Raw genomic sequence first — 12,852 nt, 5'->3', positions numbered from 1 at the left:
GCCCGTTCCCCTATTCGATTACTCCGACCCACTGACCACCGATGAAAGACGACATTCGCCCGCTGCGCTGGGCCAGCAAATACCCCGACCTGGGCATGGACCCGCTGCCCACCGCGCCTTGCGTCGACCCCGCGTATTTCGAACTCGAACGCGAAAAAGTGTTCATGAAAACGTGGCTCAAAGTGGGCCGCGTGGAAGAGATCGCCAACCCCGGCGACTACAAGGTGAAGAAGATCGCGGTGGCGAAAACCTCGGTCATCCTCATCCACGGCAAGGACGGCCGGATTCGCGGCTTTCATAACACCTGCTCGCATCGCGGCAACAAGGTCGTGGTGGAAACGGGCGAGGAAACCTTCGGGCGCAGCAAGGCGGCCGTGGTCTCGTGCCGCTTTCACGGCTGGGTGTACGACGCGCGCGGCGCGCTCGTGGAAGTGCCGGAGGCCGAGCGCTTCGCGCCTTGCTTCGCGCGCGACGACCACGGCCTCGCGCCCGTGCATACCGAAGTGTGGGAAGGCTTTATCTTCGTGAATTTCGACAGCGGCACGCCGGCGCCGCTCGCCGACTATCTGGGCGAATTCGCGGCGCATTTCGCGGGCTTTCCGTTCAACGAAATGACGCGCACGTTCTCGTATCACACCACGCTCAACTGCAACTGGAAGATCGCGCTGGACGCGTTTGCCGAGGCATATCACGTGCCCACCATTCACGCGGGCTCGTTCCCGGGCGCGTTCACGACCGGCCTCGCCGACGTCAAACTGATGGGCGACCACCGCACCGCGGGCGTGTGCCTCACGCGCACGGCGAATCTGCTGCCGATCGCGCGCATGTCGGCGGAACGCACGATTGCGTCCACGGTGTTCACGCACGGCAATTCCGCGCTGCCGCCGATGGTGAATCCCTCGCGCCGCGAGGACTTCGCGTTCGAGCTTTCGGTGTGCTTCCCGAACATTCTGGTGCATGTGGCCGAGGGCACGTGGTTCACGCACCAGTTCTGGCCGCTTTCGCACGACCGCACGCTGTGGGAAGGCAAGTATTACGTGCGCGAGCCCAAGACCAACAGCGAGCGCTGGGCCATCGAATACGCGCAATGCCTGCAACGCAACGCGTGGCTCGAAGACACGGGCACGATGGAAGACACGCACGAAGCGCTCGCTTCGGGCTCGAAGAAATACATGGTGCTGCAAGACGAGGAAATTCTCGTGCGCCACGGCTACCACGTGCTCGATCAATACATCGAATCCTGACTCTTGATGACGTCTTTCGCCATGACCGCCACACTCCCCGCCGCATTCGAATCGCTCGCGCCGTTCGCGGCCAGATGGGCGCTGCCCACCCAGAACGAACGCCAGTCCACGCGCCTGCACGCGAGCGCCGCCGACCTGCGCGCGTTCTACGACGCCATGCTGCCCCATATGGAAAGCGCGCTCGCGCACGTGGACACGTTCCCGCTCGGGCAATTGCCCGAGGAAAGCGCCGTGCTGTTTCGCCTGATGCTGAGCATGGCCGAAGTCGCGCCGCACGTCGAACTGTATCGCGGCGACCCGAAAGTACCGCACAGTTTCGACGAACGCCGCTTTATCGCCGATCACGGCACGCTCGCCGGGTAACGCGCGCCGTTTCGCTTTTCTCCACGTTGGCCTGACTCGCAGGTGCCGGCAGAATTTTTTCTGCCGGCATTTTTTTATCGGCGCGCCTGAATGCTTCCATAGTCATATAATCAGGCACGTTCTGCTCATCACCGTGCCCACGATACCCACTGTCATGACCGAAGAACTTCACCCCACTGTTTATATCGTCGACGACGACCAATCGGTGCGCAGTTCGCTCGAATGGCTGTTGCAGTCCGTCGGTTATCGCACGGCGAGCTTCGCGAGCGGCCGCGACTTTCTCGCCGCCGTCAATGCGGACGTGCCCGGTTGCCTGTTGCTCGACGTGCGCATGCCGCAGATCGGCGGCTTCGAATTGCAGGCGCGTTTGAACGAAATGCGCTTCTCGCTGCCCATCATCTTTCTCACCGCGCACGGCGACATTCCCATGACCGTGCGCGCGCTCAAGAGCGGCGCTTACGAATTCCTCGAAAAGCCGTATAACGACCAGACGCTGATTGATAAGGTTAACGAAGCATTGCGCGTGAGCCTGGACGCCTACGAGTCGCGCCATTCGCGCATCAACGCGGACCAGCTGCTCGCCACCCTTTCGCCGCGCGAGCGCGAAGTGGTGAACAAGATGGTGGAAGGCAAGTCGAGCAAGCTGATCGCGCGCGAACTGGATATCAGCTTCAAGACAGTGGAAGTACACCGCGCGAATATCCGCGAAAAGCTCAAGATCGGCTCGGTGGCCGATCTCGTGCGCATGGTGCTGGGGACTTAAAAGAAGCGGTCGAAGTGAATTTGCGCGGTCGGCACGCCACGCTCCACCGCGAGCAGATTGAGCACGGCCGCGATCATCGGCGGCGGCCCTGAAACATAGAACTCGTAGGCGTCGAACGCACCCGCGAGATCGCGCGCCACCACGTCGTGAATCAGGCCCGTTTCGCCTTGCCATGCGGCATCGGCATGGTCGTGAACGGAGATGGCTTCCACGCAGCGCACGCGGGCGCCGAATCCGTCCAGTTCCGCGACGAAGGCACGGCCGCAGGCGTCGGCGGCCGTGCGCGCGCCGTAGTAAAAATGCAGACGACGCTCCGTTGCCGCGGCCGCGCGCGCAATCGACAACATCGGCGCCAAGCCCGAGCCGCCCGCGATGCAGACGATTTCGCGCGGCACGTCCGTGCGCAGCCATGCGCCGCCATACGGGCCGTCCAGCGCAATCGTCGCGCCGGCTTCGAGCGCGGCGAGCGCACGCGAGCCGAGCCCGTTCGGCACGTTGCGAATCACGAAGATCCAGTCGCCCTGTTCGTTCGCGACGTTCGACATCGAATACGCGCGCGCTTCGTTCATGCCCGGCAAGGCAAGCAGCGCGTATTGGCCCGGCAGGAACCGCGCCGCCTGCGCCGTGCGAAAGCGGTACTCGGTCATGTCGTGCGTCACCGCGCGCGCACCGCTCAACACGGCGCTCATGCGGCGCGGCGCAATGGGCACGCACGCGCCGTCCACGCCGATCTTCGCGCTCACGCTCAAGTCGGTTTCGGCCACGCACTGGCACGCAAGCTTGCGGTTCTTGCGCCTGTCCATGGCCGACAGTCCGGGCGGATTCTCGCGCAGCACGCGCGCCTCGCCCGCCTCGATCGTGAAGCGGCAGGTGCCGCATGCACCCACGGAGCATTCGTAAGGCCAGGGCAGGCCCGCGCGCAACGCGGCTTGCAGCACCGTGTCGCCCGGTGCGGACTCGAAGCGCAGCGCGGTGCCGCTCACGGTGATGATCGGCATCAGCGGCACTCCTCGTCGAGATACACCTTGCCGTCGACGATCGAGATCGGCCACGCGCGCACGGGCACGATGCAGGGCGCGCTCACCGCGGCGCCCGTGCGAATGTCGAAGCAGCCTTCGTGATACGGGCACGCGACAACGCCCTCTTCCGTGTCGATTTCGCCCTCGCAAAGCGAGGCGTTGCCATGCGAACAGGTGTCGTCGATGGCATGCAGCGCGCCATTGAGATTGAACACGCCGATCGGCGGGCGGCCGTCGAGTTCGACGCGTTTCGCGCCGCCTTCGGGCACTTCGGCCACGTCGCACAAGTACGTTTCGCCGGCGGCGATCAGTTCGCTAGTCTTCATCCATCGGTCCTCGGTTGTTCATGTTCCGCGGCGCCCGCGCGCGAAGCACGCGACCTGCGGGAACCGTGAGGCGATGTTAGCGAGCGGTGCGCCGCGCACCTATTGGTGCGAAGGGCTAGGTCCATGCGGGCAAACACCTAGCGCGGCACGCTGCGCGCCAGGTGGTAACACTTACCCGCTTACCCGCTGCCCCCAATGGCTGCGGAAAATCGGCGTGAATACGATGCGCTTCGAGCCGTGCCAACCTTTCAACCCGGAGCCGCCATGAAGCTTCAAGCTTGCGCCGTCGTTCGTGCCACTTGCGTCGTTGCGATGTTCGCGCTGACGAGCGCACCCACCGGTAATGCGTTCGCGCAGGAGAGTGCAAGCACGCCGGCCGCGAACGCCTTTGCCGCATCGGCGACATCGGCAACATCGGCGAAGCAGCGCGCGGCCGAACGCGCCACGAAGCGCGCGCAACGCAAGGCCGAGCGCAAGGCGCGCCGCGCGAAGAAAAACGCCGAATTGCAGGGCATCGAAAAGAACGACGCGCGCAACGGCAATCAAGGCGCGGTCGCGCCGCAAAGCGTGTTCAGCGGTCAATACAAGAACGGCGCGGCGGCCTCGGCGGCGGCTCCCGCGTCGGCGCCGTGAGGTTTAGTTAGGTATCCGAATGAAAGGACGGCGCCGTGTACCGCCCTTGCCAATAAACCAGCGGCTGCGGCATCGTCTCGTCGCGCAGCACGGCGCGCACACGCCCGATCACGAGCACGTGGCCGTGGCGCACGATGAGTTCTTCCGCTTCGCAATCCATCGCCACGGCGCTTTCCACGAGCAGCGGCGCGCCGTGCGCCGCTATGCGCACCCATTCGTCGTTGCCGTAGCGCGCCTCGCCTTCTTCGCCGCGAAAGCCCGTGAAGCGCTCGGCAATGGCGCGTTGATCGGCGCGCAGCAGGTTCACGCCAAAGCGGCGCGAACGTACGAGCAACGCCGCCGACGAGCTGGTCGCTTTCATCGAAGCGACGAGCATCGGCGGCTGCGCCGAAAACGACGACACCGAAGTGGCCGTGAATCCGCTGCGCTGCTCGCCGTCAGTCACCGTGATCACGCACACCGCGCCCGCGAAGCCGCGCATCGCCTGAACGAAGTTGCAGCTCAGCACCGCGGCGCTCTCCATCGCGCTGCGCACGTTCGGCGCGTCACGCTGCATGACGTTGCTCGCGCGGGCTGCGCAGTCCGTGCGCTTCGAGAATCGGCAGCACCGTGTCGCGAAAGTACGGAAATTCCGCCACGTAATCGACGAACGAAAGCGTCGTGCCTTTGAACCCCGCTTCGGCGAGCGACATGATGCCCGCCGCCACCTGCTCCGGCGTGCCGACAAGCGGAAAACCGCCGTGCCCGGCCGCCATGCGGTCGCGAATCAACGCGAGCAGATCGTGCGGGAACGAACGCGCATTGGCGAACTGCAACGCCACGAGGTTGTCCACGGCTTGCCAGTCGGCATTTTGTTGTCCGAAATATTCCAGATACTGCCGCGCTTCGGCTTCGCTCGGCCGGCACACCACATGCGAGAACGTCAGCACGTTCACGCTCTTGCCCGCGGCCACGGCCTTTTGCTTGAGTTCGGCCACTTCGGTGCGCGAGCGTTCGAGGTCGATCGCGGGCGTGAAGAGAAAGTTCGCATTGCCGATCGCGAAATCGCGCCCTTCGCCCGAACCCGCCGCGTTGAGAATGGGCGGCCGCTCGCCCTGCCACGGACGCGGCTTGCCATATACGTTCTTCAGTTGAAAGTTCTCGCCCTGCCAGTCGAACGGACCGTCGTGCGTCCACAGTTTCTGCACCACGTCGAACCATTCCTGCGCATAGGCATAGCGCTTGTCGTGACCCGCGGCGAGCGGCAGGCCCAGCGCTTCGTATTCGGGACGATTCCAGCCCGCGACGATGTTCAGCCCCACGCGCCCCTTGCCGATCTGGTCGAGCGTGGCAATCTGCTTCGCCACCACGACCGGATGATTGGCGGCCGTGTGAATGGTGGCGAACACGGTGAGATCGCGCGTTTTCGCGAGCAGGGCCGCCGCCCACGTCATGGTCTCCAGCACGTCGCCGTGAAAGTCGGTGTCGCCGCCGTAGCCGATCCAGCGCGCGATCGGCAGCATGAAGTCGATGCCCGCTTCGTCGAGCATGACGGCAAGCCGCTCATTGTTGTCCCACGAATTGTCCCAACGTTCGGCAACTTTCGTCACCGACATGCCGCCCGAGCAGTTCGTCGCGAACGTGCCGAGAATGAAGTCCTTCGTTTGCAGAATTCGTCTCATGTCAGTCCTGGCGCAGTAAAATTCATTCACTCGATGGACCGCCGCGCGGCGGGCCGCCTTCTTCCTGCACAGCGAAGCGCAATGACCGAGCCATCACGCAAAACCACGAAAAAAGCCGCCACGGCGAAGCACCGCTGGCATCTGGCGGTGAACGACTTCGGCGTTGAAATCACCGACCTCGAATACGCCGTCATGCGGCTCGACCAGTCGTTTTCGCGCTGGCAATCCGAGTGCATGGCGGCCGTGACCGGCACCGCGCTCAGCGGCCAGGAAAACGCGCTCGTCCACGTGATTCATATGCACGAGCGCGCCAAGACCACGCGCGACCTGCTGCAACTCACCAACCGGCAAGACGTCGCCAACATGCAGTACGAACTGCGCAAGCTCATCAAGGTCGGGCTGATCGAAAAATCCGGCTCGGCGCGCACCGGCGTGTACTACACCACCACGGCCGAAGGCGCGCGCGTGTGCGAGCAATACGCGCAACTGCGCGAAAGCGTGCTGCTCAAGATGGCCGAGGCCACCGCCGGCATCAAGAACGCCGCCGCGCGCGCGACCGCCTGCCTCGAACAACTCGAACGCGTGTACGAAACCGCGACGCGCGAAGTGGCGACCTTTCATCGGCAGCGCTGAAAGCGAGCGTCGCGGCACCGCCGCGGCGTCGGTCACGCTTTACATTGAATTTCAATTTAATTGATCGTAGTGCAGCCGAATTTTGACTGCAACAAAACAAAACTCGGGGAAAGCACGGAGCATTGCGTGACGAATGCCCATGCACAAAAGACGCGATGCCCGGGCAGGCACCGGCGAGGAAACGCCGCAACGCAAGGCAAGCGTTGCGGCTGGCGTCAGTGTTGCGACGAAAACGCGTGGACGACCGCGATCATGTCGTCGTTTGCATAACCCATCGTTTCGGTGCGCGCATAGAGCGCGCGGCAAATCTCCATGAGCGGCGCGGCAATGCCGGCTTCGTGCGCGGCTTCCACCACGAGCCGGCTGTTCTTGAGCACGTCGGAGATGCCGGCTTGCCGCGTGAAATCGCCGGCGCAGAGCTTGTCGAGCTTGATGCGCGAAACGGCGCTCGCCATCGGCCCCGCGTTCAGGATCGCGGCGAAGCGATGCATGTCGAGATCGTGGCGCGCGGCGAAGTGGGCGGCTTCGGCCAGTCCCGTCACCATCGTGATGAGAAACACATTGACGGCGAGCTTCATGCGCAACGCGCCCGGCACTGGGCCGCAAGGCACGCACTCGCGGCACATTGGCGCAAGCAACGCGCTCACCGCGGCCATGGCTTCGCCGGGGCCAGCGAGCATGGCGATGAGTTCGCCCGCTTCGGCCGGTTTGCGCGAACCCGAAACGGGCGCCTCCACATAGCAGCCGCCGGCCGCATGTACGTCGGCGGCCAGGGCCTGCGAATACGCCGGTTCGACGGTGGCCATGCTGATGACCGTATGGCCGCGCACGCGTTCGGCAAACGCGGGTTCGCCGCGCGCGAGCACGGCGTCCATGGCGGCGCCGTCGGCCATCATCAGGATCACGGTCGCGCAGCGCGCGAACACCGCGCCCGCGCCGGCGGCAACGGCGGCGCCTTCGGCCGCGAGCCGCGCGCACTTCTCGGGCGAACGATTCCACACCACCAGCGCCCGGCCCGCGCCGCGCAAATTCAGCGCCATCGGCTCGCCCATCGTGCCGAGCCCAATAAAGCCAATCGGTTCCGTGATCGTCATGGTCGAAAATCCCGTCGAATAAGGTGCGAGCGAGGTGAGTCGCAAGCCGTCTCAGCGACTATAGTTCAGCATGACACTTTCGACCAACGAATGTTGATGAACTGACACTTCAAGAAAACGGATCATTCCATGAGTACACGATTCGATATCGACGCACTGCGCACGATGGTGGCGGGCGTCGACGCCGGCAGCTTCGCGCGCGCGGCCATTCAGCTCGGGCGCTCGCAATCGGCGGTGAGCATGCAGTTGAAGCGGCTCGAGGAACAGGCGGGGCAAACGCTGTTCGAGCGGCAAGGGCGCGGCCTCGCGCTCACCGAAGCGGGCGACGCCCTGCTCGCGTACGCGCGCCAGATCGTCGCGCTGCACGACGAAGCGGCGGTCGTGCTGGGCGCGAGTCATTCCGCTTCCACCGTGCGTATCGGCTTGCCGCAAGACTTCTTCGAAGATGTGATGCCGCGCGCGGTTTCGCGGTTCGCGAAGCAACGCCCGGACGTGCATGTCGAAGTGCGCGCGGGGCGCAACTATGCGCTCGAAGAGGAGGTACACGCGGGCAAGCTCGATCTCGCGCTGGCCTTCGCGCAACCCGGCGCGAGCCGCTCCGGCACGCTGCTCGCCACCTTGCCGCTGTACTGGTTCGCGGGAAAACGCGCACCGGTGCTGGCCGACCGCAAGGCCCGCGTGCCGCTCGTGCTGTTCGATCATCCGTGTCTCTTTCGGCACGCCGCCATGCGCGCGCTCGATCAAAAGCGTCGCGCGTGGCGGCTTGCGCTCACCACGCCCAGCCTCGCGGGCGTATGGGCGGCGTTGAAATTGGGCCACGGCATCACGGTGCGCACGGGCCATAACGTGCCGCGCGGCGTGCAGAGGCTGGGCGATGCGGGCTTGCCGAGGCTTCCCGCGCTTGAATTGCGCTTGTTCGAACGCAGCAACTTGAGCGGCGTGGCGGCGGAGTTGCGCGACGTGCTCGCCGCCGTGGCGAACGAGGAAATACGCTGATTTTGCGCGGCGTGCTGCAAAGGCAATCGCTCGGGAAGCGCGCTCGCTCGACGCACATGCCACGCCGCGCCGAAGCGCGGGCAGTTTCGTGACGATGCCCGCAAAAGGCGCCGAGGCGCTATTTGGCCCGGCGCGCCGCGCAACCCAACCTGGTCAGGCGTTGTCGCAACGCACTGGGCGACTCGCCGAAGCGCCGCGCGCAAACGACTTGAAGAGAGCGTCGCCGCAAGGCGAGCCGGAAGGCGAGCCGCAAGCCGGGCGAGAACTCAGCGCGCCGGCGCGCGAGGCTTGCGCACGCGCGGCTGCGGCTGGCGCGCCTTGCCGCGTTTGGCCGAAACGTCGATGCCGTCGTGGCGGCTTTCCTTGCGGCGCGCGCCGTCGTGTCCGTCGTGTCCGTCGTGTCCGTCGTGTCCGTCGTGTCCGTCGTGTCCGTCGTGTCCGTCGTGTCCGTCCGCGCCATCGGCGTGACCGTCCGCATGCCCGTCGATTGCGTTCGCGCCGTCCTTCGCGCGCGCCGGCCGCTGCAACGGCGGTTGCAACTGTGGCTGCAACTGTGGCTGCAACTGTGGCTGCAACGGCGGCTGCAACTGTGGTTGCAAGCGCGGCTGGAAGCGCGCGGCAAACACGTTCATCCACTCGATCAACAATTCGCGGTCGGCGTGCGGCAAGCGGCTCAGCACGGCGGAAAGCGCGCGCGCCTGATCGTCCTCGCGCTCCGAGCTTTCGGTCACGAGCTGCGCCACGTTGCACCGGTAGATTTCCGCCAGCGTCGCAAGCCGCGCCACCGTCAGGCTCGCCACGCCGCGCTCCATGCGGGAAACCGCTTCCTGACCCAGGCCGAGCCGCTCCGCCACCTCCTCCTGCGTGAGACCCGCCATCGTGCGGCGCCGCGCGATGGCTTTTCCTATCGTGCGCGCCACCGCTTTTTCATTGTTCTTCATGCTTGCATCTCCGCGATAACACGACCCGAATAGTGGCAATGCCACCGCTTGACATGAAGGACGAATCAAGTTGTAATTAAACAACTTAATAAGTGGCATCGGAGCGCCGCCGGATAGCGCCGTGCTTCGCGGTGTTTCGCCGTGTTTTGTCATTACCGCTTCGCTTGAAGGGGAATGAGGCAACGCGCGAAGTGCGGTCGACGAAGCGCGGCCCATGTTCGCTACGAAGCCGGCGGAAAGTCAGAGAAACGTTCCGCCGCGAATTACGCAAATCCGCGAACGCGCATTGCGGCTGGTTTTAAAAACGGACTTTTGAGCCGTGCAACATAGAACCTGAGAGAAAGCACAGTGCATACGATATCGGCATCCGTTCCCGTATTCCGCGGAGCAGAAAACCGTGGTTTTGCAGGGCGCAACCGGACTGAAATTCCGTAGCGCGGCGCAGCGAGCCCGGCAGGGACGAAACCGCGCTCGCGCAACGAACCCACCGTTCACCTACGCTCCCGGCATCATCCTGCTCCGGGAGTTTGCGCCGACGCCCCCGCCCGGCGCTTTTTTCGTTTCCGTCCGATATTTTCACTCCGAATTCGACGCCCTAAAAACGCGCGTTTTCACCGATATCGCCCATTTAAAGACGGCGTGTCGGCAGCTTTAAATGGGCGGGAGAAAATCAGGCGGCGAATCGGAATGGAGAAGGCGAGCGAACAGCGCGATCGCGATGCCGGATCGACCGGCATCGGCTTGAAGAGGGATAAGGGGGGAACGACGCGGGCCGATTATGCGAACCCGCTTGAATCAGACCCGGCAGACCGGGCAGAACCCGCGACGCCGCTACGCCGAGGCCGTCGCTTCCGGTTCGAAAACATACGCGGCGTTGCGATGCAGCCCGGACGCCGTCGAAGCAGGCAACGCGCGGCCCGCGAGCGCGCCCGCGTAGCGTGCATAGAGCCAGCTCGAACACGCGGCGCTCACGCACGCTGCGCACACCGCCACGAACGCGCCCGCCGGTTCCATGAGAGGCGCGAGGCCGTGGCGGCGCGCCTCGCCGCCGAAATAGCACACCGCGCCCGCCGCGGCCAGCACGGGCAACAGCGCGAGAAGTTGCGTGAGCCAGACGCTCCAGCAATGGCCGCGCGTGTCGGCCCACGCATCGCGCAGCCGCAGCGCGCCGCCCGCCGCCACGTGCGTGGTCGCCAGACTCAATCGTCCGCACACGAAAAACGCCACGCCGATCGACACGATCGCGCAGCCGCCGATCAACGCCGTTACGTTGACGGACACGGCGGGCCAGTAATGCGCCTGGAGCAACACCGCGCCCACGGCAAGGCTCACTCCGGCGGCAACGATGGCGAGAAACAGCACGATCATGCCGTACGCGAGCACGCCGTAACGCCAGGCAGCGCCGCCGGCGGGCGCGTCGTCGCCGGCCGGCGTAAGGCGGCGTTCCAGCAGCAGGAAACGAATCGCATCGACCGCCAATGCGGGAAAGACCGCCGCGCGAATCAGCTCGAACACGCCGAGCGGCAGGTAAGTCACGAGGCGCAACGGCGGCACGGGGTCGGGCAGCAGCGCGGCTTCGGCGTACGGCGCGAGCCATGCGATCGCCAGCACGACGAGCGCAAGCCACGGCCGACGACTCGCGAAGCGCCAGCCATCGCGCCACGCGCCTTTCACGCATTCCCAGAACGTGACCGACTTCATTCCGCTTCCCCTGTGTTGTTCGCGCAGCGAGGGCTGAGCGCGAATTCTCACACGAGGGGCCGCGAAGTTTATGCGCGATAGCGCACGTTGGGCGGGGATTGGCGCTTAAGTCGGCGCAATCGCGCGCTTCGATATTGGGGCGCCAGCGCAGCATCGGCGTGGCGATATCGCGGCCTTGACGCGCCGCCGCCGTGCCGCCGCCGTGCCGAATCACGCCTCGACTTTTGCTTCTTCCAGTTCGAGGTTGCGCGTTTCCGGCAGGAACACGGCAACGATGAACACGATGACGTACGAAGCCGCCGCCCACATGCCGATCGACTTCGCGAGCCCGACCGAAGCGCTCGTGAGCCCCACGGCAGCGGGCACGAGCGAGCCGATACCGCGCCCGAAGTTATACGAAAAGCCGCCCGCGGACGCGCGAATCTGCACCGGAAACAATTCGGTGAAGCACGCGCCCATGCCCGATACGATGCCCGACTGGAACAGTCCGAGCGGAAAGCCGAGCACGAGCAGCGCGGAAAGCGGCAATTGCAGGCGCGTGTACACGAGCACCGTAAGCGTCGCGCCCGCCGCCGAAAGCGCGAAGGTCCAGCGCCGTCCGATCGCGTCGCTCAGATACGCCATGCCCACGTAGCCGCAAAACGAGCCGAAGATGTTGACGGCCAGATACATCGTCGTGAGGTTGACGGTGAGGCTTTGCGTTTCGCGCAGATACGTCACGAGCCACGTGAGGATCGTGTAGTTGCCGCCGAGCGCGCCCGCCGCCATCGCCGAGGCGAGCAAGGTGCGCGAGACCACGCCGGGCGCGAAAATGCGCGCGAAGGTTTCGAACGTGCCCGCTTTCTCGCGAAAGCCGGCGGCCGATTCGAACGCCGCCGATTCGTCCACGTTGCGGCGCATCCACAGCACGAGCAGGCCCGGCAGAATGCCGACGAGAAACAGCACGCGCCATGCGAGATGCTCGGGCAGCACGCTATACAGGCCCCAGTAGAACAGCGCCGCGAGCGCATAGCCCACCGGCCAGCCGCTCTGCACGCAACCCACGGCACGGCCGCGAATGCGCTTGTCCACCACTTCGCCGATCAGGATCGCGCCCGCCGCCCATTCGCCGCCGAAGCCGAGCCCTTGCAGGCTGCGCGTGATGAGCAGTTCGTGAAAGCCGTTGGTGAAGGCGGAAAGCCCCGTGAACAGCGAAAACCACAGGATCGCGAGCTTGAGCACCTGCACGCGGCCGATGCGGTCGGCGAGCACGCCCGCGATCACGCCGCCGACGGCGGAGGCCACGAGCGCCGACGTGCCGATGATGCCCGCCTGGCCTTTGGTCATGTGCCACGCGGCAAGCAAGGTCGGAATGGTGAACGCGAAGAACTGAACGTCCATCGCATCGAGAACCCAGCCCAGAAAGCAAGCCCAAAACGTGCGACGCTGGTTGGGCGGCATGCTGCTGTACCACGATTGCATGAAGTATCTCCGGCAGG

14 protein-coding genes are annotated in these 12,852 nt (G+C 65.1%); 6 read left to right on the top strand and 8 right to left on the bottom strand.

Annotation, left to right across the window (positions count from 1 at the left end; translation table 11 throughout):
• Positions 1-41: 41 nt before the first annotated feature.
• From U5805_RS05760 to U5805_RS05750, 3 genes are all read left to right on the top strand, one after another.
• The gene (locus U5805_RS05760; RefSeq protein ID WP_322102484.1) at positions 42-1,244 is read left to right on the top strand and encodes an aromatic ring-hydroxylating dioxygenase subunit alpha; all 1,203 of its coding nucleotides are present in this window, start codon (positions 42-44) and stop codon (positions 1,242-1,244) included.
• A 21-nt stretch (positions 1,245-1,265) separates the two neighbouring features.
• A complete protein-coding gene (locus U5805_RS05755; RefSeq protein WP_322102483.1) occupies positions 1,266-1,607 on the top strand; it encodes a hypothetical protein in 342 nt (113 codons plus the stop codon).
• A 154-nt stretch (positions 1,608-1,761) separates the two neighbouring features.
• Positions 1,762-2,370, top strand: a complete 609-nt coding sequence (locus U5805_RS05750; RefSeq protein ID WP_322102482.1) for a response regulator transcription factor — start codon at positions 1,762-1,764, stop codon at positions 2,368-2,370.
• Here the strand turns inward: U5805_RS05750 and U5805_RS05745 are convergent.
• Both U5805_RS05745 and U5805_RS05740 read right to left on the bottom strand, forming a co-directional pair.
• Entirely contained in the window at positions 2,367-3,368 is a 1,002-nt protein-coding gene (locus tag U5805_RS05745; protein WP_322102481.1) for a 2Fe-2S iron-sulfur cluster-binding protein, read from the bottom strand. The genes U5805_RS05750 and U5805_RS05745 overlap by 4 nt on opposite strands.
• Entirely contained in the window at positions 3,368-3,715 is a 348-nt protein-coding gene (locus U5805_RS05740; protein ID WP_322102480.1) for a non-heme iron oxygenase ferredoxin subunit, read from the bottom strand. The genes U5805_RS05745 and U5805_RS05740 overlap by 1 nt, the downstream gene beginning before the upstream one ends.
• 264 nt (positions 3,716-3,979) lie before the next feature.
• Here U5805_RS05740 and U5805_RS05735 point away from each other — a divergent pair, with 264 nt between their 5' ends.
• Positions 3,980-4,348: a DUF4148 domain-containing protein gene (locus U5805_RS05735; protein WP_322102479.1), complete on the top strand. Its 369-nt coding sequence runs from the start codon at positions 3,980-3,982 to the stop codon at positions 4,346-4,348.
• Between the two features lie 7 nt (positions 4,349-4,355).
• Here the strand turns inward: U5805_RS05735 and U5805_RS05730 are convergent, their stop codons facing one another.
• Complete coding sequence (locus U5805_RS05730) at positions 4,356-4,904, bottom strand: flavin reductase family protein (RefSeq protein WP_322102478.1); 549 nt, start codon at positions 4,902-4,904, stop codon at positions 4,356-4,358.
• Positions 4,894-6,009 carry an LLM class flavin-dependent oxidoreductase gene (locus tag U5805_RS05725; protein WP_322102477.1) on the bottom strand — a complete coding sequence of 372 codons (1,116 nt, stop codon included), beginning with the start codon at positions 6,007-6,009 and terminating at the stop codon, positions 4,894-4,896. Before U5805_RS05725 ends, U5805_RS05730 begins: the two co-directional genes overlap by 11 nt.
• 81 nt (positions 6,010-6,090) lie before the next feature.
• On the opposite strand from U5805_RS05725, the gene U5805_RS05720 reads away from it, so the two are divergent.
• The gene (locus U5805_RS05720; protein WP_322102476.1) at positions 6,091-6,642 is read left to right on the top strand and encodes a winged helix DNA-binding protein; all 552 of its coding nucleotides are present in this window, start codon (positions 6,091-6,093) and stop codon (positions 6,640-6,642) included.
• A 215-nt stretch (positions 6,643-6,857) separates the two neighbouring features.
• On the opposite strand, the gene U5805_RS05715 is transcribed toward U5805_RS05720, so the two are convergent.
• The gene (locus tag U5805_RS05715; RefSeq protein WP_322102475.1) at positions 6,858-7,736 is read right to left on the bottom strand and encodes an NAD(P)-dependent oxidoreductase; all 879 of its coding nucleotides are present in this window, start codon (positions 7,734-7,736) and stop codon (positions 6,858-6,860) included.
• A 129-nt stretch (positions 7,737-7,865) separates the two neighbouring features.
• On the opposite strand from U5805_RS05715, the gene U5805_RS05710 reads away from it, so the two are divergent.
• Entirely contained in the window at positions 7,866-8,732 is an 867-nt protein-coding gene (locus U5805_RS05710) for a LysR family transcriptional regulator (protein ID WP_322102474.1), read from the top strand.
• A 266-nt stretch (positions 8,733-8,998) separates the two neighbouring features.
• On the opposite strand, the gene U5805_RS05705 is transcribed toward U5805_RS05710, so the two are convergent.
• The 3 genes from U5805_RS05705 to U5805_RS05695 form a co-directional block, all read right to left on the bottom strand.
• Entirely contained in the window at positions 8,999-9,673 is a 675-nt protein-coding gene (locus U5805_RS05705) for a helix-turn-helix transcriptional regulator (protein ID WP_322102473.1), read from the bottom strand.
• An 831-nt stretch (positions 9,674-10,504) separates the two neighbouring features.
• Positions 10,505-11,374: a hypothetical protein gene (locus tag U5805_RS05700; RefSeq protein ID WP_322102472.1), complete on the bottom strand. Its 870-nt coding sequence runs from the start codon at positions 11,372-11,374 to the stop codon at positions 10,505-10,507.
• A gap of 210 nt (positions 11,375-11,584) precedes the next feature.
• Positions 11,585-12,835 carry an MFS transporter gene (locus tag U5805_RS05695; protein ID WP_322102471.1) on the bottom strand — a complete coding sequence of 417 codons (1,251 nt, stop codon included), beginning with the start codon at positions 12,833-12,835 and terminating at the stop codon, positions 11,585-11,587.
• Between the last annotated feature and the right edge of the window lie 17 nt (positions 12,836-12,852).

It is taken from the genome of Paraburkholderia sp. J41, from assembly GCF_905220235.1.
GTDB lineage: Bacteria > Pseudomonadota > Gammaproteobacteria > Burkholderiales > Burkholderiaceae > Paraburkholderia.
Note: the sequence above shows the minus strand (reverse complement) of the source record. Positions and strands in the feature narration are given on the sequence as shown.